The organism is Klebsiella sp. 64, assembly GCF_018223915.1.
GTDB lineage: Bacteria > Pseudomonadota > Gammaproteobacteria > Enterobacterales > Enterobacteriaceae > Klebsiella > Klebsiella pneumoniae.
In genome coordinates this window covers 147,018-172,107 of record NZ_JAGRQZ010000027.1, presented here as the reverse complement: position 1 = coordinate 172,107, position 25,090 = coordinate 147,018, and the positions used below count along the sequence as shown (strand labels likewise).

Annotated in this window: 24 protein-coding genes; 14 read left to right on the top strand and 10 right to left on the bottom strand. The window is 58.4% G+C overall.

What is annotated here, in order from left to right:
- The 4 genes from aqpZ to hcr all read left to right on the top strand — a co-directional run.
- A partial coding sequence (gene aqpZ / locus KHQ23_RS19540) for an aquaporin Z (protein ID WP_211776817.1) occupies positions 1–704 on the top strand: 704 nt, incomplete at its 5' end.
- 115 nt (positions 705–819) lie between these two features.
- Positions 820–1,719: a lysine exporter LysO family protein gene (locus KHQ23_RS19535; RefSeq protein ID WP_004147773.1), complete on the top strand. Its 900-nt coding sequence runs from the start codon at positions 820–822 to the stop codon at positions 1,717–1,719.
- A 143-nt stretch (positions 1,720–1,862) separates the two neighbouring features.
- Complete coding sequence (hcp, locus tag KHQ23_RS19530; RefSeq protein ID WP_032421663.1) at positions 1,863–3,515, top strand: hydroxylamine reductase; 1,653 nt, start codon at positions 1,863–1,865, stop codon at positions 3,513–3,515.
- 10 nt (positions 3,516–3,525) lie between these two features.
- Positions 3,526–4,494 (top strand): NADH oxidoreductase, encoded by a 969-nt coding sequence (gene hcr / locus KHQ23_RS19525; RefSeq protein ID WP_032421152.1) that lies wholly within the window; start codon positions 3,526–3,528, stop codon positions 4,492–4,494.
- Between the two features lie 211 nt (positions 4,495–4,705).
- Here the strand turns inward: hcr and KHQ23_RS19520 are convergent, their stop codons facing one another.
- Positions 4,706–5,140, bottom strand: a complete 435-nt coding sequence (locus KHQ23_RS19520) for a DoxX family protein (protein WP_002896408.1) — start codon at positions 5,138–5,140, stop codon at positions 4,706–4,708.
- A 151-nt stretch (positions 5,141–5,291) separates the two neighbouring features.
- On the opposite strand from KHQ23_RS19520, the gene poxB reads away from it, so the two are divergent.
- The 4 genes from poxB (at position 5,292) to KHQ23_RS19500 (ending at position 10,604) form a co-directional block, all read left to right on the top strand.
- Positions 5,292–7,010 (top strand): ubiquinone-dependent pyruvate dehydrogenase, encoded by a 1,719-nt coding sequence (gene poxB / locus KHQ23_RS19515; RefSeq protein ID WP_004176700.1) that lies wholly within the window; start codon positions 5,292–5,294, stop codon positions 7,008–7,010.
- 38 nt (positions 7,011–7,048) lie between these two features.
- On the top strand, positions 7,049–8,050 hold the full coding sequence (gene ltaE / locus KHQ23_RS19510; RefSeq protein WP_004209683.1) for a low-specificity L-threonine aldolase: 1,002 nt from the start codon (positions 7,049–7,051) through the stop codon (positions 8,048–8,050).
- Between the two features lie 10 nt (positions 8,051–8,060).
- The gene (locus tag KHQ23_RS19505) at positions 8,061–9,503 is read left to right on the top strand and encodes an SDR family oxidoreductase (protein ID WP_032421150.1); all 1,443 of its coding nucleotides are present in this window, start codon (positions 8,061–8,063) and stop codon (positions 9,501–9,503) included.
- Between the two features lie 87 nt (positions 9,504–9,590).
- Positions 9,591–10,604 (top strand): NAD(P)-dependent oxidoreductase, encoded by a 1,014-nt coding sequence (locus tag KHQ23_RS19500; RefSeq protein WP_002896399.1) that lies wholly within the window; start codon positions 9,591–9,593, stop codon positions 10,602–10,604.
- On the opposite strand, the gene KHQ23_RS19495 is transcribed toward KHQ23_RS19500, so the two are convergent.
- Positions 10,601–11,431: an N-acetylmuramoyl-L-alanine amidase gene (locus KHQ23_RS19495; protein WP_004209681.1), complete on the bottom strand. Its 831-nt coding sequence runs from the start codon at positions 11,429–11,431 to the stop codon at positions 10,601–10,603. The genes KHQ23_RS19500 and KHQ23_RS19495 overlap by 4 nt on opposite strands.
- A 31-nt stretch (positions 11,432–11,462) precedes the next feature.
- Positions 11,463–12,602, bottom strand: a complete 1,140-nt coding sequence (locus tag KHQ23_RS19490; protein ID WP_032421149.1) for a GGDEF domain-containing protein — start codon at positions 12,600–12,602, stop codon at positions 11,463–11,465.
- Between the two features lie 877 nt (positions 12,603–13,479).
- Here KHQ23_RS19490 and KHQ23_RS19480 point away from each other — a divergent pair.
- The 6 genes from KHQ23_RS19480 to artJ all read left to right on the top strand — a co-directional run bounded on the left by KHQ23_RS19480 (position 13,480) and on the right by artJ (position 18,008).
- Positions 13,480–13,995 carry a lipoprotein gene (locus tag KHQ23_RS19480; protein WP_002896394.1) on the top strand — a complete coding sequence of 172 codons (516 nt, stop codon included), beginning with the start codon at positions 13,480–13,482 and terminating at the stop codon, positions 13,993–13,995.
- 226 nt (positions 13,996–14,221) lie between these two features.
- Positions 14,222–14,950: an arginine ABC transporter ATP-binding protein ArtP gene (gene artP / locus KHQ23_RS19475; RefSeq protein ID WP_002896392.1), complete on the top strand. Its 729-nt coding sequence runs from the start codon at positions 14,222–14,224 to the stop codon at positions 14,948–14,950.
- A 20-nt stretch (positions 14,951–14,970) separates the two neighbouring features.
- On the top strand, positions 14,971–15,702 hold the full coding sequence (artI, locus tag KHQ23_RS19470; RefSeq protein ID WP_002896390.1) for an arginine ABC transporter substrate-binding protein ArtI: 732 nt from the start codon (positions 14,971–14,973) through the stop codon (positions 15,700–15,702).
- 6 nt (positions 15,703–15,708) lie between these two features.
- Complete coding sequence (gene artQ / locus KHQ23_RS19465; RefSeq protein ID WP_002896386.1) at positions 15,709–16,425, top strand: arginine ABC transporter permease ArtQ; 717 nt, start codon at positions 15,709–15,711, stop codon at positions 16,423–16,425.
- Positions 16,425–17,093, top strand: coding sequence for an arginine ABC transporter permease ArtM (artM, locus tag KHQ23_RS19460; protein WP_020323879.1), 669 nt, complete (start codon positions 16,425–16,427; stop codon positions 17,091–17,093). The genes artQ and artM overlap by 1 nt, the downstream gene beginning before the upstream one ends.
- A gap of 183 nt (positions 17,094–17,276) precedes the next feature.
- Positions 17,277–18,008 (top strand): arginine ABC transporter substrate-binding protein ArtJ, encoded by a 732-nt coding sequence (gene artJ, locus KHQ23_RS19455; RefSeq protein WP_002896384.1) that lies wholly within the window; start codon positions 17,277–17,279, stop codon positions 18,006–18,008.
- A gap of 86 nt (positions 18,009–18,094) precedes the next feature.
- Here the strand turns inward: artJ and KHQ23_RS19450 are convergent, their stop codons facing one another.
- From KHQ23_RS19450 to potG, 7 genes are all read right to left on the bottom strand, one after another.
- A complete protein-coding gene (locus KHQ23_RS19450; protein ID WP_211776816.1) occupies positions 18,095–19,567 on the bottom strand; it encodes an ATP-binding protein in 1,473 nt (490 codons plus the stop codon).
- Positions 19,564–20,280 (bottom strand): response regulator transcription factor, encoded by a 717-nt coding sequence (locus KHQ23_RS19445; protein ID WP_002896380.1) that lies wholly within the window; start codon positions 20,278–20,280, stop codon positions 19,564–19,566. Before KHQ23_RS19445 ends, KHQ23_RS19450 begins: the two co-directional genes overlap by 4 nt.
- A gap of 78 nt (positions 20,281–20,358) precedes the next feature.
- Positions 20,359–21,486, bottom strand: a complete 1,128-nt coding sequence (gene rlmC / locus KHQ23_RS19440) for a 23S rRNA (uracil(747)-C(5))-methyltransferase RlmC (protein ID WP_032421147.1) — start codon at positions 21,484–21,486, stop codon at positions 20,359–20,361.
- 41 nt (positions 21,487–21,527) lie between these two features.
- Entirely contained in the window at positions 21,528–22,016 is a 489-nt protein-coding gene (locus KHQ23_RS19435; RefSeq protein ID WP_002896376.1) for a YbjO family protein, read from the bottom strand.
- A gap of 57 nt (positions 22,017–22,073) precedes the next feature.
- Complete coding sequence (gene potI / locus KHQ23_RS19430; protein ID WP_002896372.1) at positions 22,074–22,919, bottom strand: putrescine ABC transporter permease PotI; 846 nt, start codon at positions 22,917–22,919, stop codon at positions 22,074–22,076.
- On the bottom strand, positions 22,916–23,869 hold the full coding sequence (gene potH / locus KHQ23_RS19425; RefSeq protein ID WP_032421146.1) for a putrescine ABC transporter permease PotH: 954 nt from the start codon (positions 23,867–23,869) through the stop codon (positions 22,916–22,918). Before potH ends, potI begins: the two co-directional genes overlap by 4 nt.
- A 10-nt stretch (positions 23,870–23,879) precedes the next feature.
- Positions 23,880–25,013, bottom strand: coding sequence for a putrescine ABC transporter ATP-binding subunit PotG (gene potG, locus KHQ23_RS19420; RefSeq protein WP_002896370.1), 1,134 nt, complete (start codon positions 25,011–25,013; stop codon positions 23,880–23,882).
- Between the last annotated feature and the right edge of the window lie 77 nt (positions 25,014–25,090).

Genomic DNA, 25,090 nt, shown 5'->3' with positions numbered 1-25,090 from the left:
CCTGCTTATTCGCACCTTCCTTAGCAGCCGAATGCTTCGGCACCTTCTGGCTTGTATTTGGCGGCTGCGGTAGCGCCGTGCTCGCCGCGGCTTTCCCCGAGCTGGGTATTGGTTTTGCCGGCGTCGCGCTGGCATTTGGCTTAACGGTATTAACCATGGCGTTTGCGGTCGGCCATATTTCCGGGGGGCATTTCAACCCGGCGGTCACCTTAGGCCTGTGGGCCGGCGGCCGTTTTCCGGCAAAAGAGGTCATTGGCTATATTATCGCTCAGGTGGTCGGCGGAATTATTGCCGCGGCGGTGCTGTACGTGGTTGCCAGCGGTAAAGCCGGCTTTGATGCCGCCGCCAGCGGCTTCGCCTCCAACGGCTATGGCGAACACTCCCCGGGCGGCTTCTCTATGCTGTCGGCTATCGTCATTGAAATTGTCCTGACCTGCGGCTTCCTGCTGGTTATTCATGGCGCGACCGATAAACATGCGCCGGCGGGCTTTGCCCCCATCGCCATCGGCCTGGCGCTGACCCTCATCCATTTGATCAGCATTCCAGTCACCAACACCTCGGTCAACCCGGCGCGCAGCACCGCGGTGGCAATTTTCCAGGGCGGCTGGGCGCTGCAGCAGCTGTGGCTGTTCTGGGTCATGCCAATCGTCGGCGGGATCCTCGGCGGCGTGCTGTATCGCACCCTGCTGGAAAAACGCGATTAACGCTTTTCAAAGCCCGGGTCTCCGGGCTTTTTCTTTCTGGCGACAGCTTTACTCGGCCCGGTGATTTGGGTAGTGTCATGGGCGCTATTCTTATCATGCAAGGGCTGCATCGTTCATGTTTTCGGGACTCTTTATTATTCTGTTGCCGCTGGTCGTCGGCTATTTACTGCCTCTTCGTCACTCCTCCGCGCTAAAGCTGATAAACCGCATGCTCAGCTGGATTGTCTATGTAATCCTTTTTTTTATGGGTATCAGCCTGGCGTTCCTCGACAATCTGGCCAGCAACCTGCTGGCAATATTGCATTACGCCGCGGTGAGCGTGGTTATCATTTTACTGTGTAATATCGCCGCACTGCTGTGGCTGGAAAGTAAAATGCCATGGCGCAGTCAGCATCGTCAGGAGAAATTACCCTCGCGCCTGGCCATGGCCCTGGAATCGCTGCAGCTGTGCGGTGTGGTCGTGCTCGGTTTTCTGCTCGGTCTGACCAGACTGCCTTTTTTACAGCACGCGACAGAAGCCAGCGAATATACGTTGATTTTTCTCCTGTTCCTCGTTGGTATCCAATTACGCAATAATGGAATGAGTCTGCGACAAATAGTCCTTAACCGCCGGGGAATGATCGTCGCCGTGGTGGTTACGGCCAGTTCATTACTCGGCGGGATACTTAACGCCTTTATTCTCGGTCTGCCGTTAAAGACCGGTCTGGCAATGGCCAGCGGTTTCGGCTGGTATTCGCTCTCCGGTATTTTACTCACCGAATCCTTTGGCCCGGTCATCGGTAGCGCGGCGTTCTTTAACGATCTCTGTCGCGAGCTGCTGGCCATCATGTTAATTCCGGGCCTTATTCGCCGCAGCCGCTCCACGGCGCTGGGGCTGTGCGGCGCCACCTCGATGGACTTCACCTTACCGGTACTGCAGCGTTCCGGCGGCGTCGAAATCGTCCCTGCCGCCATCGTGCACGGTTTTCTGCTTAGTTTGCTGGTCCCGATCCTGATCGCCTTTTTTACCGCCTGAGCACCCGTTGGCGGCAGCCCTCCTGCCGCCAAATTTGCGCTAAATCAATCTCCCTTTAAGTTGTCTTAGAAATACCTTTTCACCCGTTGCCGCGCGGCATAACCTTAAACATGTATATCAAATATAACTTTAAAGGTGTGACCATGTTTTGTGTGCAATGTGAACAAACCATTCGTACCCCAGCCGGCAACGGCTGCTCTTACGCGCAGGGGATGTGCGGTAAAACAGCGGAAACCTCGGACCTGCAGGATCTGCTGATTGCGTCACTGCAAGGCCTGTCCGCCTGGGCGCTTAAAGCGCGCGAATATGGCATTATCGATCATCAGGTCGACAGCTTTGCCCCCCGCGCCTTCTTCTCCACCCTGACTAACGTTAACTTCGATTCCCCGCGCATCGTCGGCTACGCCCGCCAGGCAATTGCCCTGCGTGAGGCGCTGAAAGCGCAATGCCTGGCGATCGATGCCAGCGCCGCGGTCGACAGCCCGGTCGCCGACCTGCAGCTGGTCAGCGACGATCTGGGCGACCTGCAGCGTCAGGCGGCGGACTATACCCCGAATAAAGATAAAGCCGCCATCGGCGAGAATATTCTAGGTCTGCGCCTGCTGTGCCTGTACGGTCTGAAGGGTGCGGCGGCCTATATGGAGCACGCCCACGTGCTCGGCCAGTACGACAACGCTATCTATGCCCAGTACCATAAAATCATGGCATGGCTGGGCACCTGGCCTGCGGATATGAATGCGCTGCTCGAATGTTCGATGGAAATCGGCCAGATGAACTTCAAAGTGATGAGCATCCTCGACGCCGGTGAAACGACCAAATACGGCCATCCGACGCCGACTCAGGTCAACGTTAAAGCCACCGAAGGGAAGTGCATCCTGATCTCCGGCCACGATCTGAAGGATCTGTATAACCTGCTGGAGCAGACGGAAGGCACCGGCGTCAACGTCTATACTCATGGCGAAATGCTGCCGGCTCACGGCTATCCGGAGCTGCGTAAATTCAAACATCTGATTGGCAACTACGGCAGCGGCTGGCAAAACCAGCAGGTGGAGTTCGCCCGCTTCCCGGGCCCCATCGTGATGACCTCTAACTGCATCATCGACCCGACCGTCGGCGCCTACGACGACCGCATCTGGACTCGCAGCATCGTCGGCTGGCCGGGTGTGAACCATCTGGAAGGCGAAGACTTCTCCCCGGTCATTGCCCAGGCGCAGCAGATGGCGGGCTTCCCGTACAGCGAAATCCCGCATCTGATCACCGTCGGCTTTGGCCGTCAGACCCTGCTTGGCGCGGCGGATACGCTGATCGATCTGGTCAGTCGTGAAAAACTGCGCCATATCTTCCTCGTCGGCGGCTGCGACGGCGCCCGCGGGGAGCGTAACTACTTCACCGATTTCGCCACCAGCGTGCCGGATGACTGCCTGATCCTGACCCTGGCCTGTGGTAAATACCGCTTCAACAAACTGGACTTTGGCGATATCGAAGGGCTGCCGCGCCTGGTCGACGCCGGGCAGTGTAATGACGCTTACTCGGCGATTATTCTGGCGGTCACGCTGGCGGAGAAACTAGGCTGTGGCATCAACGATCTGCCGCTGTCGCTGGTGCTCTCCTGGTTCGAACAGAAAGCGATCGTCATCCTGCTGACGCTGCTGTCGCTGGGTGTGAAAAACATCGTCACCGGTCCGACGGCGCCTGGTTTCTTCACCCCGGATCTGCTGGCGGTCCTCAATGAGAAGTTTGGTCTGCGTTCCGTGACCACCGTGGAACAAGATATGCAGCAGCTGCTGAGCGCTTAAGGAGTCCCTGATGACTATGCCAACCTCCCAGTGCCCGTGGCGGATGCAGGTTCACCACATTCACCAGGAAACCCCGGACGTGTGGACCCTTTCGCTGCTGTGCCACGATTACTATCCGTACCGCGCTGGCCAGTACGCTCTGGTTAGCGTGCGTAACTCGGCGGAAACGCTGCGCGCCTATACCCTCTCCTCGACGCCGGGGGTCAGCGAATACATTACGCTGACCGTTCGCCGTATTGACGAGGGTACGGGTTCGCAGTGGTTGACCCGCGAGGTCAAACGCGGCGATTACTTTTGGCTGTCCGATGCGATGGGCGAGTTTACCTGCGACGATAAAGCGGAAGATAAATTCCTGCTGCTGGCCGCCGGTTGCGGCGTGACACCGATCATGGCGATGCGCCGCTGGCTGGCTAAGCATCGACCGCAGGCCGACGTACAGGTGATTTATAACGTGCGTTCGCCGGCAGATGTAATCTTTGCCGAAGAGTGGCGCAACTACCCGGTCACCCTGGTAGCGGAGCACAACGCGACGCACGGTTTTGTCGCCGGCCGTCTGACCCGGGAGCTGCTGCAGAGCGTGCCGGATTTAGCCAGCCGCACCGTGATGACCTGCGGCCCGGCGCCTTATATGGAGAAGGTCGAGCAGGATGTTGCCGCCCTGGGCGTCACCCGCTTCTTTAAGGAAAAATTCTTCACCCCGGTGGCTGAGGCCGCCACCAGCGGGCTGAAATTTACTAAACTGCAGCCGGCGCGCGAGTTTTACGCGCCGGTGGGCACCACGCTGCTCGACGCGCTGGAGAGCAATAAAGTGCCGGTGACCGTCGCCTGCCGCGCCGGCGTCTGCGGCTGCTGCAAAACCAAAGTGGTTTCCGGGAAGTACAGCGTCACCAGCACCATGACGCTGACCGACGCCGAAATCGCCGACGGCTATGTGCTGGCCTGCTCCTGTCATCCGCAGAGCGATCTGGTTCTCGCCTGAGGTCAAAATCCCCGGTGGCGCTACCGCTTACCGGGGCTACATCGCTGTGCGATTTGGTAGCCCGGAGAAGGCGCAATGCGCCGCCTCCGGGAAAATCCCTGGCGACAATAAACAAACGCTCAGGCGACATGAGATAAACGCTTTCCCGGACTGAAAAAATTGCAAATCGCCAACAGTATCGACTTTACGCCCCAGGACGAATGAGGCATTTTTACCGCCAGGCCGACTGACCGGCCAGCGAATAACGCCCCGCGCCGAGTAGCGCAATCGCCAGTGCGCCAACAAAGAAATAGACCAGATTCTCAATGGCCCACGCTCCCACCGCATCAAGCGCAAACGTCTTATCTAAGCCGACCATCAGCCACGCCACCACCATGGTGAACGCCAGCACCAACGCCGCCGGGCGGGTCAGGACGCCGAGAATTAACAAGCAGGGAGCGACCACTTCCCCCACCAGCACACCGTAGGCGATAAACCCGGGCAATCCCTGCGCCGCCAGCATCCCGCTAATGCCATCCACACCATCTATCAGCTTATGGATTCCATGGAAAAGCATTAAGCCGCCGACGGCAAGTCGTAACAAGAGTTTACCGGCGTCATCATGCGACAGCCTGCGATTTACTGTGTTTAACAATCCTTTAACCATTTGATGTGCATCCTGTTTTGCATCCTGTGTACTTCCAGAGTATGCGCAGCCGGAGAGGAATAAAACCAGCAAAAAATCAGGGGTAATCGGTTACATTGCGGTCAGTTTCATCTAAGCTTGAAGGCGTTATCAAAAAAAGGAGATGGAGATCATGAAACAGACCGTGGCGGCATACATTGCCAAAACGCTGGAACAGGCCGGCGTGAAACGTATCTGGGGCGTCACCGGAGATTCCCTCAATGGATTGAGCGATAGCCTTAACCGCATGGGCACCATCGACTGGATGCCCACCCGGCACGAAGAGGTCGCCGCTTTCGCCGCTGGCGCGGAAGCGCAGCTGACCGGCGAGCTGGCGGTCTGCGCCGGCTCCTGCGGACCGGGCAACCTGCACCTGATTAACGGTTTGTTTGACTGTCATCGCAACCATGTCCCGGTACTGGCCATCGCCGCCCACATCCCATCCAGCGAAATCGGCAGCGGCTATTTTCAGGAAACCCATCCTCAGGAGCTGTTCCGCGAGTGCAGCCATTACTGCGAACTGGTCTCCACGCCGGAGCAGATCCCGCAGGTGCTGGCAGTGGCGATGCGTAAGGCAGTGATTAACCGCGGCGTCTCGGTGGTGGTGCTACCCGGCGATGTGGCACTGAAGGCCGCCCCGGAAAGCGCCAGCAGCCACTGGTATCATGCGCCGCTGCCGACGGTCACCCCGGCGGAAGAAGAGCTGCGCAAGCTGGCGCAGCTTATTCGCTACTCCAGCAATATCGCGCTCATGTGCGGCAGCGGTTGCGCCGGCGCCCACCAGGAACTGGTGGAGTTCGCAGCCAAAATTAAAGCCCCCATCGTCCACGCCCTGCGCGGCAAAGAGCACGTGGAGTACGACAACCCGTACGATGTGGGCATGACCGGGCTGATTGGCTTCTCTTCTGGCTTCCACACCATGATGAACGCCGATACCCTGATCCTGCTGGGCACCCAGTTCCCCTATCGCGCCTTCTACCCAACCGACGCGAAAATTATCCAGATCGACATCAACCCCGGCAGCATCGGCGCACACAGTAAGGTCGACATGGCGCTGGTGGGCGATATTAAATCGACGCTGAAGGCGCTGCTGCCACTGCTGGAAGAGAAAACCGATCGCCACTTCCTCGATAAGGCGCTGGAGCACTATCGCGACGCGCGAAAAGGGCTCGACGATCTGGCTAAACCCAGCGATAAAGCCATTCACCCGCAATATCTGGCGCAGCAGATCAGTCATTTTGCCGATGAAGATGCCATTTTCACCTGCGATGTCGGCACCCCGACCGTCTGGGCGGCACGCTATCTCAAAATGAATGGTAAACGCCGCCTGCTGGGCTCGTTCAACCACGGCTCAATGGCTAACGCCATGCCGCAGGCTATCGGCGCCAAGGCCACTGCGCCGGAGCGGCAGGTAGTGGCCATGTGCGGCGACGGCGGGTTCAGCATGCTGATGGGCGATTTTCTGTCGCTGGCGCAGATGAAGCTGCCGGTGAAGATTGTCATCTTTAACAACAGCGTGCTGGGCTTCGTGGCGATGGAAATGAAGGCCGGGGGCTATCTCACCGACGGTACGGAGCTCCACGATACCAACTTCGCCCGCATCGCCGAGGCCTGCGGTATCAAAGGTATACGCGTTGAAAAAGCCTCCGAGGTGGATGAAGCGCTGCAGACCGCCTTCCGCACCGACGGTCCGGTGCTGGTCGACGTCGTCGTCGCCAAAGAGGAACTGGCGATCCCGCCGCAGATCAAGCTGGAGCAGGCCAAAGGCTTTAGCCTGTATATGCTGCGGGCGATCATCAGCGGGCGCGGCGATGAGGTCATCGAACTGGCGAAAACCAACTGGCTCAGGTAAAACAGAAGCAATACGTTGAACCAGACCAAGGAAAAGCCGTGATCGATTTACGCAGTGATACCGTTACCCGTCCCGGGCGCGCCATGCTGGAGGCCATGATGGCCGCCCCGGTCGGGGACGATGTGTATGGCGACGACCCTACCGTCAATGAACTGCAGCGCTATGCCGCCGACCTGGCCGGCAAAGAAGCGGCGCTATTTCTACCCACCGGCACCCAGGCCAACCTCGTTGGCCTGCTCAGCCATTGCCAGCGCGGCGAAGAGTATATCGTCGGCCAGGGGGCGCATAACTATCTGTACGAAGCCGGCGGCGCGGCGGTCCTCGGCAGTATTCAGCCGCAGCCGATCGACGCCGCGGCGGATGGTTCGCTGCCGCTGGATAAAGTGGTGGCGAAAATCAAACCCGACGATATCCATTTTGCCCCCACCCGCCTGCTGAGCCTGGAAAACACCCATAACGGTAAGGTGCTGCCGCGCGACTATCTGCAGGAAGCCTGGGCGTTTACCCGCCAGCGCAATCTGGCGCTGCACGTCGACGGCGCGCGCATCTTTAACGCCGTGGTGGCCTACGGCTGCGAGTTACGCGATATCGCCCAATACTGCGACTCCTTCACCATCTGCCTGTCAAAGGGGCTTGGCGCTCCGGTAGGCTCGCTGCTGCTCGGCAGCGAGGCGTACATTCGCCGCGCCGTCCGCTGGCGGAAAATGGTCGGTGGCGGGATGCGCCAGGCGGGCATCCTGGCCGCCGCCGGGCTGTACGCGCTGAAAAATAACGTGCAGCGCCTGCAGGAGGATCATGACAACGCCGCGTGGATGGCGGAGCAGCTGCGCGCTATCGGCGCCGACGTCACCCGTCACGATACCAACATGCTGTTCGTTCGCGTCGGCGAAGAGCAGGCCCCGGCGCTCGGCAAGTTTATGCAGGCGCAGGGGGTATTGATTAACGCCTCGCCTGTTGTCCGTCTGGTCACTCACCTGGATGTCAACCGTCAGCAGCTGAGCGAGGTGGTCGCCCACTGGCAGGCTTTTTTACAACGCTAAGGAGTCAGGCGTGTCGCAATCAGTTCTGGTGCTCGGCGCCAGCGGTTATATTGGCCAGCATTTGGTGCGCGCATTAAGCGCGCGGGGCTATCCGGTGCTGGCGGCGGCACGCCATATCGACCGATTGCAAAAACTCGCTTTGCCCGGCGTTACCTGCCGGTCAGTCGATCTCAATCAACCGCAGGACCTGCCTGCGCTACTCACCGGTATCGATACCCTTTATTATCTGGTCCACGGCATGGGCGAAGGCGGTGATTTTATCGCCCATGAGCGGCGGGTGGCGACGTATGTGCGCGATGCCCTGCGTCAGTCATCAGTGCGCCAGGTGATATTTCTCAGTTCGCTGCAGGCCCCGGCGCAGGAGCAGTCCGACCATCTGCGCGCTCGTCAGATTACCGGCGATCTCCTGCGTGAGTCGGGCGTGCCGGTGACCGAGCTGCGGGCCGGGATTATCGTCGGCGCCGGCTCCGCCGCCTTCGAGGTGATGCGCGACATGGTTTATAACCTGCCGGTGCTAACCCCTCCGCGCTGGGTACGTTCGCGTACTACCCCTGTCGCGCTGGAAAACCTGCTCGTTGACCTGGTTGAGCTGCTGAATCATCCTCCCGATGCGCACCGCGTCTTCGAAGCCGCCGGTCCGGAGGTGTTAAGCTATCAGCAGCAGTTCATTCGCTTTATGGCCGTCAGCGGTAAACATCGCCCGCTCATTCCCATTCCCCTGCCGACGCGCTGGATCTCGGTGTGGTTCCTCAATGTCATCACCTCGGTGCCGCCGACCATCGCCAAGGCGCTGATTCAGGGGCTGAAGCACGATCTAATCGCTGACGATCGGGCGCTGCGGGCGCTGATCCCGCAAACGCTGATCCCCTTCGATCAGGCGGTTCGCCGCACGCTGAAAGAAGAAGAGCAGTTAGTAAACTCCAGCGACTGGGGCTACGACGCTCAGGCTTTCGCCCGCTGGCGACCAGAGTACGGCTACTATCCGAAGCAGGCAGGTTGCACCGTCGCCACTCAGGCAAGCCGCCAGGCCCTGTGGCAGGTCGTTAACCAAATCGGCGGTGAAGAGGGGTATTTTTTCGGCAATCTGCTGTGGAAAACCCGCGGCGCGATGGATCTGCTGGTCGGCCACCGGCTGGCCAAAGGGCGGCCGCAGCGCGCTTATCTGCAAACCGGCGATACGGTCGACAGCTGGAAGGTAATTATCGTGGAGGAAGAAAAACAGCTCACCCTGCTATTCGGTATGAAAGCGCCCGGGCTGGGCCGATTAAGCTTTACCATTAACGATAAAGGCGATCGTCGTGAACTGGACGTGCGCGCCTGGTGGCACCCGCACGGTATGCCAGGCCTGATCTACTGGCTGCTGATGATCCCGGCGCACCTGTTTATTTTCCGCGGTATGGCGCAACGCATCGCCCGGCTGGCCGAACAAATCTCAGGCAGAGTCGAAGGATAAGCGTTATTCTTTCATGATTCTCATTGCATAGTCGGGAGAATCACGGAAAAATGCGCACGAAATTCTTTTCTGGGACAGTAGAGTGATATGAAGGTACTGGTTACCGGTGCGACCAGCGGATTAGGCCGCAACGCAGTGGAATATCTGCGCAACAAGGGCATCAGCGTGCGAGCGACCGGGCGCAACGAAGCGATGGGCAAGCTTCTGAGCAAAATGGGGGCGGAATTCATCCCGGCAGATTTAACCGAGCTGGTCTCTTCGCAGGCTAAAGTGATGCTCGCCGGTATCGATACCCTATGGCACTGCTCCAGCTTTACCTCGCCATGGGGCACTCAGCAGGCTTTCGATCTCGCTAACGTCCGCGCCACCCGTCGTCTGGGCGAATGGTCAGTGGCATGGGGAGTGCGCAATTTCGTCCATATCTCTTCGCCATCGCTCTATTTTGATTATCACCATCATCGTGATATCCAGGAAGATTTCCGTCCACACCGCTTCGCCAACGAGTTTGCCCGCAGCAAGGCGGCCAGCGAGGAGGTGATCAACCTGCTGGCGCAGGCCAACCCGCATACCCGTTTTACCATTCTGCGGCCGCAGAGCCTGTTTGGGCCACACGACAAAGTCTTTATCCCCCGGCTGGCGCAAATGATGCAGCATTATGGCAGCGTCCTGCTCCCGCGCGGCGGCAGCGCGCTGGTCGACATGACCTATTATGAAAACGCCGTACATGCGATGTGGCTGGCGAGCCAGCCGGCCTGCGATCATCTTCCCTCCGCCCGCGCGTGGAATATCAGCAACGGCGAACCGCGCACCTTGCGGAGCATCGTGCAGAAATTGATCGACGAGCTCGGCATCAAATGCCGGATCCGCTCAGTTCCCTATCCGATGCTGGATATTATCGCCCGCAGCATGGAGCGCTTTGGCGATAAAACCGCCAAAGAACCCGCGTTTACCCACTACGGCGTCTCCAAGCTTAACTTTGATTTTACGCTCGATATCACCCGCGCGCAGGACGAGCTGGGCTATCAGCCGGTGGTGACGCTTGACGACGGCATCGTGCGCACCGCCGCCTGGCTTCGCGACCACGGTAAACTACACCGCTAACCCTGGCCATATTTTTCTAACAGCGCCTCGGCTATCGCTTCGGTTTGCGCATCCGCTACCCCATCCCAGCGCTGCGGACGGAAGTGCATCTGGAAGGCGATAATCACCCGCTTCTTCTGCGCGGGGGTCATCTCCGGCGTCACCTGATAGCCATAGCGCGAGAGCAAATCCAGTACGATTTCGGGGTCCACTGGCTCGCTGGCCGGCCGCCCGTTGAGATAAAAGGCCACCCGCTGCTCGTCAGGCCAGGCGCCGATCCCCTGCTGCGCCAGCTGTTGCCAGGGGAATAACGGCCCCGGATCGTCTTTGCGCTGCGGGGCGATATCCGCATGGGCGACCACATTCTGCGGCGCGATGTGGTAGCGGGCGATGATATCGCGCGCCAGCGGGATCAGAGCCGCAATCTGTTCCGGATGAAAGGGGGTAAAACTTTTGACGCCCGCCGTCTTCTGCCAGCCGCGGTTCTCCAGCTCAATGCCAATGGAGGTATCGTTAATGCGCGTACTGCCGCGCCAGTAGCTTACCCCGGCGTGCCAGGCTAAATCCTCTTCCGGCACCAGCTGCCAGATCCGCGGTTTATGCTGATAACGCGGGGGCTGTTCAGGAATTAAATAGTGGGAGCTGACCTCTTTATCGGTCAACGTGGCCAGCGAGACATCAAAATTGTCAGCCGTATAGTGGATCACTAACACCTTTATTCGCGGATAGGCAGCCTGCGCCGGATGACGGGTGTCCAGCTGGTATCCGTCGCGATCGATAATGCCCTTTTCCCCAGCGCAGCCGGTTAGCAGCAGCGCCAGCAGCACGATCCGCATCATCCGTTTCATCCCTTCTCCCTTGCCCGGCAGCGTCTCCGGGTTAATAAGACCATTGATTACGTCCTTTATTTTTCGCCTGATACAGCGCACTGTCCGCCCGGGCGATCAGCGTCTCTATCGGGACCGTGCCATCGGAGGCGACGATCCCGATACTCACGGTGACCTCCGACGCCACCGCCGAAGCGGCGTGCGGTAGGCCTGCCTCGCGGATCTTCTGCTGAATGCGCTCGGCAATAGCGGTGGCATGCGCTAAGGACACCCCGGGCAACACGACGACAAACTCTTCGCCGCCGTAGCGAGCCACCAGATCGCTCTCCGCCCGGACCGCCATTTTAAGCACCTGCGCGACAGAAGATAAGCACTCATCACCAGCCTGATGGCCATAGCGATCGTTATAGCGCTTAAAATAATCGACATCGATCATCATCAGCGCCAGCGGCGTTTTTTGCTGCCAGATCGCCGCCAGGTAAGCATTGAGCGCCCGACGGTTAGCGGTTCCGGTTAAGGCATCCTGGTTGGCGATACTTTCCAGCCGCTGAATAAGCTGCATATTCTCCTGGTGGGTATCCCAGGCTTCGTCATACCAGCGCTGCAAAATACGTCGGCCGTACAGCAAAATCGCGGTAAAAATGGCCCAGAGGATCAAAAAGCGGATCTCGGTGTGATAGTGGAGCTGTATTCCCGCCAGCAAGGCGGTCACCCATAGCGGCAGCGTAAAAGCGGTAATGCCGGGCCAATGGTGATACAGCGCGGTGAGGCCGGTAGTCATTAATATCACCAGCAGCGGCCAGGCAAAGGGCAAGGTCCAGAAAAAAATAAAACAATAATTACTCAGGGACCAGCACAGACTGAGCGCCAGCAGCAGCCCGGTGATGATATTCAACGTATATCGTCCCTGCGCCAGTCGCGGCGTGAGGGCAATAATCACTAAAATGGCCGAAATGATAATAACCGCAATCAACGCCGCTTCGATATAAGGAATAACCGCCCGGTGCGTCAGTAGCCTCTTATCAAAATAGGTAAAGATAAAATTGCGGAAGAAAATCATTAACGCAAAAGCGATATTGACAAAGGCCAGCCAGGGCATACTCATGGACAGCGCATGGCGCTGGACATTATCTCTGGTGGCCCACAACGCGGCTCGCTGCTGCCGAGCGCGCTCTCGCTTATTTGTTAACATCTTATCTCCCTGGTGACCTGCATGACCATGGGCGCAGCCCCTGCTTTTCTATATGATAAACCATGTTACCGGGAATGTCTGTCAGCGCCCTATTCCCTCAGCTCCGGCCTCTCAGGGTGATTTTCAGCTAACGACCGAAGAAAATAGCTGGTCCGCTCCCGATGGGTAACCGGCTCAAAAAACAAGCATCAGCACTGCGAAATACGTCATCTTTTCGCTAAAAAGCGTTAACTAACCGTCATTAAATTGCAGCATTTTGCTTTCAAAAAGCAGTGTGAGTTCAATCTGAAATCATTCATTGGTGAATGCAAACAAGAGCATGATGATAGCGAGATAAACAATAGGGGCTAAGAATATTAAATATGCAGCTTTAGTGGCAGGTACAGCATTGTTTTAAGCGGCCAATGCCGTCTCCGCAGAGATTTTAACAAAACAGCTTTTGATAAAGTCCATACGCAATATACCAAAATCGGCGCCATTTCCTCTACTGGTCAAACCGCATCCAACGATGCCCGTGAAGAGCTGATTAAAAAAGCAAATGAAAAAGGGGGGCGTCATTGTCCCCTCCCCCGGTAATACGGATAAAAAAATGAACGTCGCCACTCGCATCTATAAGAAGAAATAATTACCCTTATCTTTCAAGAGATATTTCCCTATTTTACGGGGTAATATTTCTTGTTCACGGGAAAATTAAGTTTATTTTTATACTGCCCTGCCTTTTAGCGCCTGACGGAATTCTGTCATCCCCGTGCCGATTTCCCGCCCTAAGGCTGTAGCCACATCAAGGTCTTAGCTCTTTGCGTCAAGTACAATCCGCACGCTATACGCTATGCTTTAACGGAAACTGAAAACGTAGTTCGCTTATAAGGAAATCATCATGCGCTACAAACTTTTTGCTGTACTTCTCCCTTGCGCGCTGGCGCTCAGCGCCTGTACGACCGTCACCCCGGCCTATAAAGATAATGGCACCCGCAGCGGCCCCTGCGTCGAAGGCGGCCCTGACGACGTAGCGCAAAAATTCTACGACACCCAGATCCAGAATCGTACTCAGGATCCGGCGGCGCTGCGCCCCTATCTGAGCGACGGCCTGGCGCAGTTACTCAATGACGCCCGCCAGGATCCCGCCAACAGCAAATTACTGCAGGCTAATCCGTTCTCCAGCAGCAGCACCCCGGCAGACAGCGCCGTGGTCGCCAGCGCCTCCACCATCCCGAACCGCGATGCGCGCAATATTCCGCTGCGCGTCGATCTGAAACAGGGCACTCAGAGCTGGAAAGATGAAGTGCTGATGATCCAGGAAGGCCAGTGCTGGGCCGTCGATGACGTTCGCTATCTCGGCAACAACAGCCATGCGCCAGCCGGGACGCTGCGACAGAGTCTGGAGAAACGCTGATTCCGGAGTTGAAGCGACGCCGCTGAAACGATAACCCCGGTAAAATGTCGGTATTCGCCCCAGGAATGCCGACATTTGCGCCCCCCTCACCCACCAGGCCATATTTTGTGCTAACTTTAAAGCTAAACGTGGTTTAGATTTAACTTTTAACGCATAAATATTGCATAACTATTCTGCCAAAGGTAGTATTTGCGGCCTCAATAGCTATTCGTATCAGACTGCCCAGATGAGTATTAAACTAAACGGCATTAATTGCTTCTACGGCGCACACCAGGCGCTGTTCGACATCACGCTGGATTGCCCGCAGGGGGAAACGCTGGTGCTGCTCGGCCCCAGCGGTGCCGGGAAGAGCTCGCTGCTGCGCGTACTCAACCTGCTGGAGATGCCGCGGTCCGGTTCGTTATCCATCGCCGGTAACCAATTCGACTTCACCAGAGCGCCGTCCGATAAAGCAATTCGCGAACTGCGTCAGAACGTCGGCATGGTCTTCCAGCAATACAACCTGTGGCCGCACCTGACGGTACAGCAGAACCTGATCGAGGCCCCCTGTCGCGTACTGGGGTTAAGCAAGGATCAGGCGCTGGCTCGCGCAGAGAAGCTGCTGGAGCGCCTGCGTCTGAAGCCGTACAGCGATCGTTACCCGCTGCATTTATCCGGCGGCCAACAACAGCGGGTGGCCATCGCCCGCGCGCTGATGATGGAGCCGCAGGTTCTGCTGTTCGATGAGCCTACCGCGGCGCTCGACCCGGAAATCACTGCCCAGATCGTCAGCATCATCCGCGAGCTGGCTGAAACCGGCATTACCCAGGTTATCGTCACCCACGAAGTTGAAGTGGCGCGCAAGACGGCCAGCCGGGTGGTGTATATGGAAAATGGCCATATCGTCGAGCAAGGGGATGCCTCCTGCTTCACGCATCCGCAAACTGACGCGTTTAAAAACTATCTTTCACATTGATGTTTTTCGGGGAAATGACGATGAAAAAAGTACTGATTGCCGCCCTGCTCGCAGGCATGAGCCTCTCCGCTTCCGCCGCGCAGACCATTCGTTTCGCCACCGAGGCCTCTTATCCTCCGTTTGAGCTGGTGGACGCCAACAACCAGATCGTCGGTTTCGATGTCGATCTGGCGAACGCGTTGTGTAAAGAGATCGACGCCACCTGTACCTTCACCAATCAGGCCTTTGACAGCCTGATCCCGGGACTGAAATTCCGCCGTTTCGACGCGGTCATGGCCGGGATGGACATCACGCCGGAGCGTGAAAAGCAGGTGCTGTTCTCTACCCCGTATTATGACAACTCGGCGCTGTTCGTCGGCCAGCAGGGTAAGTTCACCAGCATTGACCAGCTGAAGGGCAAAAAAGTGGGCGTGCAGAACGGCACCACCCACCAGAAATTCATCACCGATAAACATCCGGAAATCACTACCGTGCCTTACGACAGCTACCAGAATGCGAAGCTGGACCTGCAGAACGGTCGTATCGACGCGGTCTTTGGCGACACCGCCGTGGTGACCGAATGGCTGAAGAGCAATCCGAAGCTGGCGGCCGTGGGCGATAAAGTGACCGACAAAGCCTATTTCGGCACCGGGCTGGGCATTGCCGTACGTCAGGGCAACACCGACCTGCAGCAGAAATTTAACGCTGCGCTGGAAAAAGTGAAGAAAGACGGCACTTACCAGACCATCTATAACAAATGGTTCCAGAAGTAAGACTGAATGAACGAAATTTTTCCATTAGCAAGCGCCGCCGGGATGACCGTCGGCCTTGCCGTTTGCGCGCTCGTCATCGGCCTGGTCCTGGCGATGCTCTTTGCGGTACTGGAGTCAGTGAAATGGCGCCCGGTAGCCTGGCTTGCAACCGGCATAGTGACCATCCTGCGCGGGCTACCGGAAATTCTGGTGGTGCTGTTTATCTATTTCGGCTCTTCCCAGCTGCTGCTGACGCTCTCTGACGGTTTCACCATCCCGCTCGGGTTCACGCAGATCCCGGTGCAGATGCAGATTGAGAACTTTGACGTCAGCCCGTTCCTCTGCGGGGCGATCGCCCTGTCGCTGCTGTATGCCGCTTACGCCTCGCAAACGCTGCGCGGCGCGCTGAAAGCGGTTCCGCAGGGCCAGTGGGAGTCCGGCCAGGCGCTGGGGCTGTCGAAAGCGGCCATATTCTTCCGTCTGGTGATGCCGCAGATGTGGCGCCATGCCCTGCCCGGCCTCGGTAACCAGTGGCTGGTGCTGCTGAAGGACACCGCGCTGGTGAGCCTGATCAGCGTCAACGATCTGATGCTGCAGACCAAAAGCATCGCCACCCGCACTCAGGAACCCTTTAACTGGTATATCATTGCGGCGGCAATCTATCTCGTCATCACCCTGTTGAGTCAATACATCCTTAAGCGGATTGACCAGCGTGCGACGCGCTTCGAACGGAGACCAGGCTGATGCTCGACTATTTACCCGAACTGCTGAAAGGACTGCATACCAGCCTGACGCTGACCGTGGCGTCGATTATCGTGGCGCTGATCCTGTCGCTGATCTTCACCATTATCCTGACCCTGAAGACGCCGGGGCTGGTATGGATAGTGCGCGGCTATATCACCTTGTTTACCGGTACGCCGCTGCTGGTGCAGATCTTCCTGATCTACTACGGCCCGGGACAGTTTCCTTCGCTGCAGGATTATCCGTGGCTGTGGCATCTTATCTCCGAGCCGTGGCTGTGCGCCCTGATCGCTCTGTCGCTCAACAGCGCCGCCTACACCACTCAGCTATTTTATGGCGCCATCCGGGCGATCCCCGACGGGCAATGGCAGTCCTGCAGCGCGCTGGGGATGAGTAAAAAGGATACTCTGGCGATCCTGCTGCCGTACGCCTTTAAGCGTGCGCTATCGTCCTATTCCAACGAAGTGGTGCTGGTTTTCAAGAGTACCTCTCTGGCCTACACTATCACGCTGATGGAAGTGATGGGCCACGGCCAGCTGCTGTATGGACGCACCTACGACGTGATGGTGTTCGGCGCCGCCGGGATTATCTATCTCATCGTTAATGGTCTGCTGACGCTGCTGATGCGCCTGGTGGAACGCAAAGCGCTGGCCTTCGAGCGACGTAGCTAGCACCTGAGTATATTGCATAAAAAGCAAACAGCAAGGCGGACAAGTCTAACACCTGTCCGTCTTTTTTTATGACGATAGAAATACTTAATCATTTTTATTGCATATAAATTCATTTAATGGCATTGTCACTCTATGCCGCAGACACGGTGAATAATCATAAGATAGACAGACGGGAGTTCCACGATGAAAAAGTTAGTTCTGGCTGCACTGCTCACCTCTTTCGCGTTCGGCGCTGCTGCCGCGGAAAAAATCAGCTTTGGCGTCTCCGCAACCTATCCGCCGTTTGAATCGATGGACGCTAATAACCAGATTGTCGGCTTTGATATCGATCTGGCCCACGCGCTGTGCAAACAAATGCAGGCAGAATGTACCTTTACCAACCACGCGTTTGACAGCCTGATCCCGGCGCTGAAGTTCAAGAAATATGATGCGGTGATTTCCGGAATGGATATTACGCCGGAGCGGAGCAAGCAGGTGGCCTTCACCGACCCGTACTACGCCAACTCGGCGCTGGTGATCGCCAAAAAAGATGCGTTCCATTCTTTCGATGACCTGAAAGGCAAACGGATCGGCATGGAAAACGGCACCACCCACCAGAAATATCTGCAGGATAAGCATCCTGAGGTGAAGACCGTCGCCTATGACAGCTACCAGAATGCGATTATCGATTTGAAAAATGGCCGTATCGACGGCGTGTTCGGCGACACCGCGGTGGTCAACGAATGGCTGAAAACTAACCCGCAGCTGGGGGCAGCCACGCCGAAAGTGACCGACCCGCAATACTTCGGCACCGGACTCGGCATTGCCGTGCGCCCGGATAACAAGGCGCTGCTGGAGAAACTGAACGCCGCGCTGAAAGCGATTAAGGCCGACGGTACCTACCAGAAAATTAGCAATCAGTGGTTCCCGGAGTAACTTTTTTCGCCGGGTGGCGCTGCGCTTACCCGGCCACCGCTCTTCCACGATGGCCGGGTAAGGCGTAGCCGCCACCCGGCGATTTCTCAAAGTGGCACGAAGAACCTGAACCGCGCCCCGCTTACCGACTCCACCAGTCTGATATCGCCCCCGTGCAGCTCCAGCATTCGTTTCACAATCAGCAACCCTAACCCACCGCGATCCTCCCGCGATGCCTGGGTAGACAACGCCGACGGCCGCTGGAACAGATCGTCACGCAGCGCGGCATCGACGCCCGCTCCGTTGTCTGCCACTTCGACCTGAAGCTGTTGATTCTCCTGCCAGACCGCCAGACGGATCTCCCCGCCGACGGGAGTATGCCGCATCGCGTTATCAAGCAGGTTGGTCACCACCCTCTCAATCATCGACACATCGGCGTTAATCAGCGGCAGCGGTCCCGGTACATCAATATGCAGGTTCACCTCGCGCGTGCGGGCAGTTAATTCAAACTTCTGCGCCACGTCGGAAATCAGCTCCCCCATCGCGAAACGCTCGCGCTGCGGCTTAATGCCGCCATGCTCCAGTCGCGCCAACTCAAACAGCTGCTGCGAGAGATGGCGCACTTTGTTCCCCTGGCGCAGGGCGATGGTGAGATACTGCCTGCGCTCCTCGGCGGTCAGCCATTCATCCTTCAGGGTCAGCGTTTCCAGATACCCCAGCAGCGAAGTCAGCGGCGTGCGCAAATCGTGAGAGATATTGGCCACAAATTCACGGCGCTGGCGATCGCTGTCGGCCAGCCGATCCCACTGATCGGCAATCTGCCGGGCAAGGTCAATAAAGCGGTTCTCGAGCACCGCCACCTCGTTACCAGGCCGGGGCTCCGGCCTGCGGGCCGCCAGGGTTTTGATGGCGCTGATGCTGTCCTGGCCGCTCGCCGCCACCTGGGCGGTGAGCAGGCGGACCGGCCGGGTGACCCAGAACCATGCCAGCCCCCCTGCCAGCAGGCCAAACAGGGCCACCAGCAGCAGCGTCCACAGAACAATGCTCCACAGCGTTTTTTGCCAGGCGTCGGCCGCCAGCTGATTAAACGTCTCCCCCTGCAAAATGATATACAGGTAGCCGCGCAGTTGGCCGTCGACGCGCAGCGGGGCGGCGCTGAAGACTTTTCGTCCGTCGGGACTGCGCGGATCGTCGCCATACACCGGCGACGCACTGTCGGTGAGAAAAGCCTGCACCGGCGCCATGTCGATACGCTGGCGCTGGATATGGCCCGGCGGCGCCGCATCGGCCAGCAGATCGCCATCCGGCGACAGCAGATAGAGCTCCACGCTGGGATTAAAGGTCATCAGTCGGTCAAACAGCGACTTCAGGGTTTGCCGGTTGACCTCGCCGTGGGCGTCCAGCAACGGCTCGCGGGCGACAATCTGTTGAGCCAGCCCGGACGACAGACGCTGCACCATGGCGTTGCCATACTGCGCGCTGCTGTGTAACTGGACGGCGCATACCGCCACCGCGCATAGCATCAGCAGGGAAACCACCACCAGCGCCAGCCGCTGGCTGAGGCTCAGGCGGCGGATCACGGGGCGGCCTCTTGCGTCACCGGGGCGAACTTATAGCCTTTTCCCCAGACGGTAAGAATGATGTCCGGCTCGGCCGGGTCACGTTCGATTTTACTGCGCAGGCGGTTGATATGGGTATTGACGGTATGCTCATAGCCCTCGTGCTGATATCCCCAGACCTGCTCCAGCAGCGCCAGGCGGGAAAACACTTCCCCTGGGTGGCGGGCGAAGTAATACAGCAGGTCGAATTCACGCGGCGTGAGGTCCACCGTCTCGCCGCGCAGCTTCACTTCGCGCGACAGCGGGTCGATGCTCAGGCCATGGCAGGACAGGCGCCCGGCGTCCATCAGCAGATTCTGCCCCATCGCCTCCTGGCGACGAAACAGCGCTTTGACGCGGGCGATAAGCTCCAGCAGTGAAAAGGGCTTCGCCAGATAGTCGTCGGCGCCCATCTCCAGGCCCAGCACGCGGTGCATTTCACTGGTGCGAGCGCTGATGATAATCACCGGCAGGTAGCGGGTCATCTGGCGGATACGCCGGCAGATCTCCAGACCATCGACGCCGGGCAGCATCAAATCGAGGATCACCGCATCCCAGACCTGCGTCTCCAGCCGGGCGAGGGCCTGGCCGCCGTCGGCTTCATGGACGATCTGATAGCCCTCATCCTGAAGATTGAGCCGCAGCAGCGTGGCTATATCCTCGTCATCTTCCACCAGCAGAATGGTTTTGGCCATTAGATTCCCCCCACCAATAACAAAACATGCTGCATCAAGCTTACCCGATTTCAGCGGCGCAAAGCCTTCACATTTTGTTTAAACTTCGCGGACCAGCAGGGTCAGCACTTCGTAGTGGGCAGTGTGGGGGAACATATCAAACAGCTGGACCCGCTCAACGCGATAGCCGCTAAGACGAGCAATATCGGTCGCCATGGTGCGGGCGTTACAGCTGGAATAGATAATATAGGGCGGCGCCATGCGGCTTAAATAGTCGCATAGTTCAGCGCCAATACCGCGGCGCGGCGGGTTAACCAGCACCAGCTGCGGGGCATCCGCTTCGTGAGTGGCGAACTGCGTCGAGTCCAGCGCCTGAAAATGCAGATTGCTGAGTCCCAGCTGCGCGGCTGACTGTCTGGCGCAGGCGATGGCTTCCGGGGCGATCTCGATACCGGTCAGGCGCATCGTCGGCGTCGCGCAATGCAGGCCAAATCCCCCAACGCCGCAAAACAGATCCCACATATGCTGGACCGGCAGCGCGCGCACCCAGTCGCGGGCCGTGGCGTACAGCCGGCTGGCTACCGCCGGATTGGTCTGAAAGAAGCTTTGCGGGCGGATCCACAGCGGCACCCCATTAAAGATCTCCCCCAGCGCCTGCTGTTCGGTGAAGAAGATCTCCTGCTCGCCTTCCATGATTGCCATATGCACCGGCTGGATATTCGCCGTAATCACGCTGAGCTGCGGCAGCTGTGCCTGTAGCCACGGCAGCGCGGCGCGCAGCTGAGCCACCTTGGCCTCTGAGCGCAGCACGAAGCGCAGCATCATCTCCCCCTGCTGGCTGGCGGTCAGCAGCAGGTATTTCAGCTCCCCGCGTTTGCGCGCGACGTTGTAAGGTGTTAACCCGGCGCGGGCGATAAAGGGCTTCAGGGTAGCAAAAACCGGGGCAAACTCGGCGGGATAGAGCGGGCAGTCGGTGAGGTCCACCGGAGTGCCATCGCGGTGCAGCATCCCCAGCAGCGGACGCTCAACGCTGCCGCTGACCACCATTTTAGCCTTGTTACGGAAAGCCGCCTCCGGCCCGCTGACCGGCTCGCCCCAGGCTGCGACCGGGATCGCCGCCAGCAGCGTGCGCAGATCGGCCATTTTATCGGCGAGCTGTTGCGGGACCGGCCGCTCCAGCCATTGACAGGAGCGGCAACGGCCGGCGTCGTAGAGTGCGCAATGCATAATTGACCTTCAAAAATCCAGGGGCGGGGATTGTATCACCGTTATTGCAGGCGGAAAAAGCGACGGCAGTTCGCCGGCACGAACAGCAGCGTCAGAACCAGCAGATCCGGCAGTTTTTGCATCACCAGCGAGTGGAAAATCTCTCGTTTTGATTCCCCGGGAATGCTGAACAGCTCCGGATACCCGTAGCCCAGCGACGCCGCCCACAGGTAGCCGGCAGCGATAATCTGCGTCAGCAGATAGATCCAGCGCGCCCAGTTGCGCCCTTTCACCAGCGAGAAGGCGCACCAGATCTCGATAAACACCAGCGCCAGGCTGCCGAGGAAGACCAGCGTCAGGTTCCAGGTCTGAACGCTGCGGTGTATGAATTCGTTCAGCCCCTGCAGGCCCAACAGATTAAGGATCATCAGCAGATCCAGGCCACGAATCAAAATAATAGCAAAGGCCGCCACCTGCACCAGCGCAGGGACGTTAAGGCGGGCATGCGATGAGCGAGTTTTCGTAAACAATCCCAACGTAATGTCTTCCATGAAAACGGCGCCACAGGGTGGCGCCGACCGGAGGCTGCTGTACCGATTTTAGGTGGTTCAGCCTTGTCTTGCACGCTGGATATCGCGCACTCGCTGCTTTTCTGCGCGGGCCATCAAATACCAGGCGATAAAACCAACAATACCGACCACGCCGAGGATGAGCGTCGCCAGGGCGTTGATCTCCGGGTTGACCCCCATGCGCACGCTGGAGAAGACCAGCATCGGCAAGGTCGTGGCCCCGGGACCGGAGACAAAGCTGGCGATCACCAGGTCATCCAGCGACAGCGTGAAGGCCAGCAGCCAGCCGGAGATCACCGCCGGCATAATCATCGGCAGCGTGATGACGAAGAAGACCTTCAGCGGCGCGGCGCCAAGATCCATCGCCGCCTCTTCAATGGAGTGGTCCAGCTCGCGCAGGCGCGAGGAGATCACCACCGCCACGTAGGCGGTACAGAAGGTGACATGCGCCAGCCAGATGGTCAACATGCCGCGGTCCGACGGCCAGCCGATGGCATGTCCCAGCGCCACGAACAGCAGCAGCAGCGAGAGACCGGTGATCACGTCCGGCATGACCAGCGGCGCGGTGATCATAAACGCGAAGCCGTTGGAGCCGCGAAAACGCCCAAAGCGCACCATCACCACCGCGGCGATGGTACCGAGGATCGCCGCCGCCGTCGCCGCGCAGGCGGCGATGGTCAGGCTCAATCCTACCGCGCTCATCATCGCATCATCGTGGAACAGTTCGCTATACCAGCGCGTCGACCATCCGGCCCAGACCGTTACCAGCTTCGAGCTGTTGAACGAGTAGATCACCAGCATCAGCATCGGGGCGTAGAGGAAGGTGAACCCGAGCACGAGGATCAGAATGCGCCACGGCGAGCGTACTACCGGCAAGTCGTTCATCCCTGCTCTCCCATCTGCTTTTGCTGGTGCTTGTGGAACCACATGATCGGCACGATCAGCAACAGCAGCATGACAATCGCCACCGCCGAGGCGACCGGCCAGTCGCGGTTGTTAAAGAACTCCTGCCACAGCACGCGGCCAATCATGATGCTGTCCGGCCCGCCCAGCAGTTCCGGGATCACGAACTCGCCGACCGCCGGGATAAACACCAGCATGGAGCCAGCGATAATGCCGCCTTTGGTGAGCGGGACGATCACCTGGAAGAAGGTCTTCAGCGGCCGGGCGCCGAGATCCAGCGAGGCCTCCACCAGCGAATAGTCGATGCGGGTCAGCGCGGTGTAGATAGGCAGCACCATAAACGGCAGATAGGCATACACGATACCGATGTACACCGCCAGGTTGGTGTGCAGGATCTCCAGCGGCTGATCGATAACCCCTAACCACAGCAGGAAGTTATTCAACACCCCGTTGCTCTTCAGCAGCCCCATCCAGGCATAGACGCGGATCAAAAACGAGGTCCACGACGGGAGGATCACCAACAGCAGCAGAATATTACGCGTCGACGGCTTGCTGTGCGCCACCGCCCAGGCCAGCGGATAGCCCAGCAGCAGGCAGCAGATCGTCGAGATACCCGCCACCTGCAGCGACTGGAGATAAGCTTCAAAATAGAGCGGATCGTCAGTCAACTGCAGGAAGTTGGCAAAGTTAAGCGTCAGCGTCAGCTGGCCGTCCGCCCACTCCATCAGCTCGGTGTAGGGAGGGATCGCCCGCGCCATCTCGGCAAGACTTATCTTGAACACGATCAGGAACGGTAGCATAAACAACAGGATCAGCCACAGATAGGGCAGCGCAATCACCAGCTTGCGGCCATGCGCCATCTGCAGGCGCGCCGCCCACAGCCCGAAGCCGCCCGGTTTTTTCGCCCCTGACGGGGATTCAACGGTATTCATCGCCCTCTCCTCACACCGTCAGCACAACGCAGCTGTCAGCATCCCAGCATAAACGCACCTCATCGCCCCAGGTGGGCGTCCCTTTCCGATGGCGGTGTTCATTCTGCAGCTGGGCGCTGATCATCTGCCCGCTTTGCAGGCGCACATGATAGATAGAGAGATCCCCCAGATAGGCGATATGAATCACCTCGCCGACGGCAAAATTGTAGCCGTCCGCCGGCGGTTCATCGCACAGCATGATCTTCTCTGGACGCAGCGCCACCCAGACCGGCACGTTGTCCACCACCGAGGCGTCGGGGTCGACCTTCAGCGGATGCATCAGTCCCGGCGAGCTTAGCACCAGACCGTCTTCCAGACGCTCCTTCACCAGCCCTTCAAAGACGTTCACCGAGCCGATAAACTCGGCGCTGTAGCGGGTGGTCGGGTGCTCGTAAATCTCTTCCGGTTCGCCAATCTGCACAAACTTGCCGCGATTCATGATGGCGATACGGCCCGCCATGGTCATCGCCTCTTCCTGATCGTGGGTCACCATCACGCAGGTCACGCCAACGCGCTCAAGAATATCCACCACCTCGAGCTGCATGCGATCGCGCAGCTTTTTATCCAGCGCCCCCATCGGTTCATCAAGCAGCAGCAGCTTGGGCCGTTTCGCCAGGCTGCGCGCCAACGCGACGCGCTGCCGCTGGCCGCCTGAGAGTTGGTGCGGCTTACGTTTGGCAAACTCCTGCATATGTACCAGGGCCAGCATCTCCTGCACCCGGGCGGTGATTTCCGCCTTAGGCAGGCGGTCCTGCTTCAGGCCGAAGGCAATATTCTGCTCAACGGTCATATGGGGAAACAGGGCATAGGACTGGAACATCATATTAATAGGCCGCTGATAGGGCGGCACGCGCGCCAGATCCACGCCGTCGAGCATAATCTGCCCGGCGGTCGGTTGTTCAAAGCCCGCCAGCATGCGTAGCAGCGTCGATTTCCCGCAGCCTGACGCGCCCAGCAGAGCAAAAATTTCGCCTTTGTAGATAGTGAGACTGACGTCGTCGACCGCATGCTGGCCATCAAACGACTTGGTTAAGTTACGGATTTCCAGTAGCGGGGTCAGCGCTTTGGGGGCTTTCGCCTGTGGGCGGGGCATTACGTCGTTCAATCGGGTGCTCTCCGGCAAAAAAACGATCACCATATGGTCCGGTGCCATACTTCGTGCTTAACAGTGCATTTGCACCA

Bases quoted from the DNA above. Each gene is read 5' to 3' on its own strand.
- KHQ23_RS19535 (WP_004147773.1), top strand. From the start codon at position 820: ATGTTTTCGGGACTCTTTATTATTCTGTTGCCGCTGGTCGTCGGCTAT.
- hcp (WP_032421663.1), top strand. From the start codon at position 1,863: ATGTTTTGTGTGCAATGTGAACAAACCATTCGTACCCCAGCCGGCAAC.
- hcr (WP_032421152.1), top strand. From the start codon at position 3,526: ATGACTATGCCAACCTCCCAGTGCCCGTGGCGGATGCAGGTTCACCAC.
- KHQ23_RS19520 (WP_002896408.1), bottom strand. From the start codon at position 5,140: ATGGTTAAAGGATTGTTAAACACAGTAAATCGCAGGCTGTCGCATGAT.
- poxB (WP_004176700.1), top strand. From the start codon at position 5,292: ATGAAACAGACCGTGGCGGCATACATTGCCAAAACGCTGGAACAGGCC.
- KHQ23_RS19500 (WP_002896399.1), top strand. From the start codon at position 9,591: ATGAAGGTACTGGTTACCGGTGCGACCAGCGGATTAGGCCGCAACGCA.
- KHQ23_RS19495 (WP_004209681.1), bottom strand. From the start codon at position 11,431: ATGAAACGGATGATGCGGATCGTGCTGCTGGCGCTGCTGCTAACCGGC.
- KHQ23_RS19490 (WP_032421149.1), bottom strand. From the start codon at position 12,602: ATGTTAACAAATAAGCGAGAGCGCGCTCGGCAGCAGCGAGCCGCGTTG.
- KHQ23_RS19480 (WP_002896394.1), top strand. From the start codon at position 13,480: ATGCGCTACAAACTTTTTGCTGTACTTCTCCCTTGCGCGCTGGCGCTC.
- artP (WP_002896392.1), top strand. From the start codon at position 14,222: ATGAGTATTAAACTAAACGGCATTAATTGCTTCTACGGCGCACACCAG.
- artI (WP_002896390.1), top strand. From the start codon at position 14,971: ATGAAAAAAGTACTGATTGCCGCCCTGCTCGCAGGCATGAGCCTCTCC.
- artQ (WP_002896386.1), top strand. From the start codon at position 15,709: ATGAACGAAATTTTTCCATTAGCAAGCGCCGCCGGGATGACCGTCGGC.
- artM (WP_020323879.1), top strand. From the start codon at position 16,425: ATGCTCGACTATTTACCCGAACTGCTGAAAGGACTGCATACCAGCCTG.
- artJ (WP_002896384.1), top strand. From the start codon at position 17,277: ATGAAAAAGTTAGTTCTGGCTGCACTGCTCACCTCTTTCGCGTTCGGC.
- KHQ23_RS19445 (WP_002896380.1), bottom strand. From the start codon at position 20,280: ATGGCCAAAACCATTCTGCTGGTGGAAGATGACGAGGATATAGCCACG.
- rlmC (WP_032421147.1), bottom strand. From the start codon at position 21,486: ATGCATTGCGCACTCTACGACGCCGGCCGTTGCCGCTCCTGTCAATGG.
- KHQ23_RS19435 (WP_002896376.1), bottom strand. From the start codon at position 22,016: ATGGAAGACATTACGTTGGGATTGTTTACGAAAACTCGCTCATCGCAT.
- potI (WP_002896372.1), bottom strand. From the start codon at position 22,919: ATGAACGACTTGCCGGTAGTACGCTCGCCGTGGCGCATTCTGATCCTC.
- potH (WP_032421146.1), bottom strand. From the start codon at position 23,869: ATGAATACCGTTGAATCCCCGTCAGGGGCGAAAAAACCGGGCGGCTTC.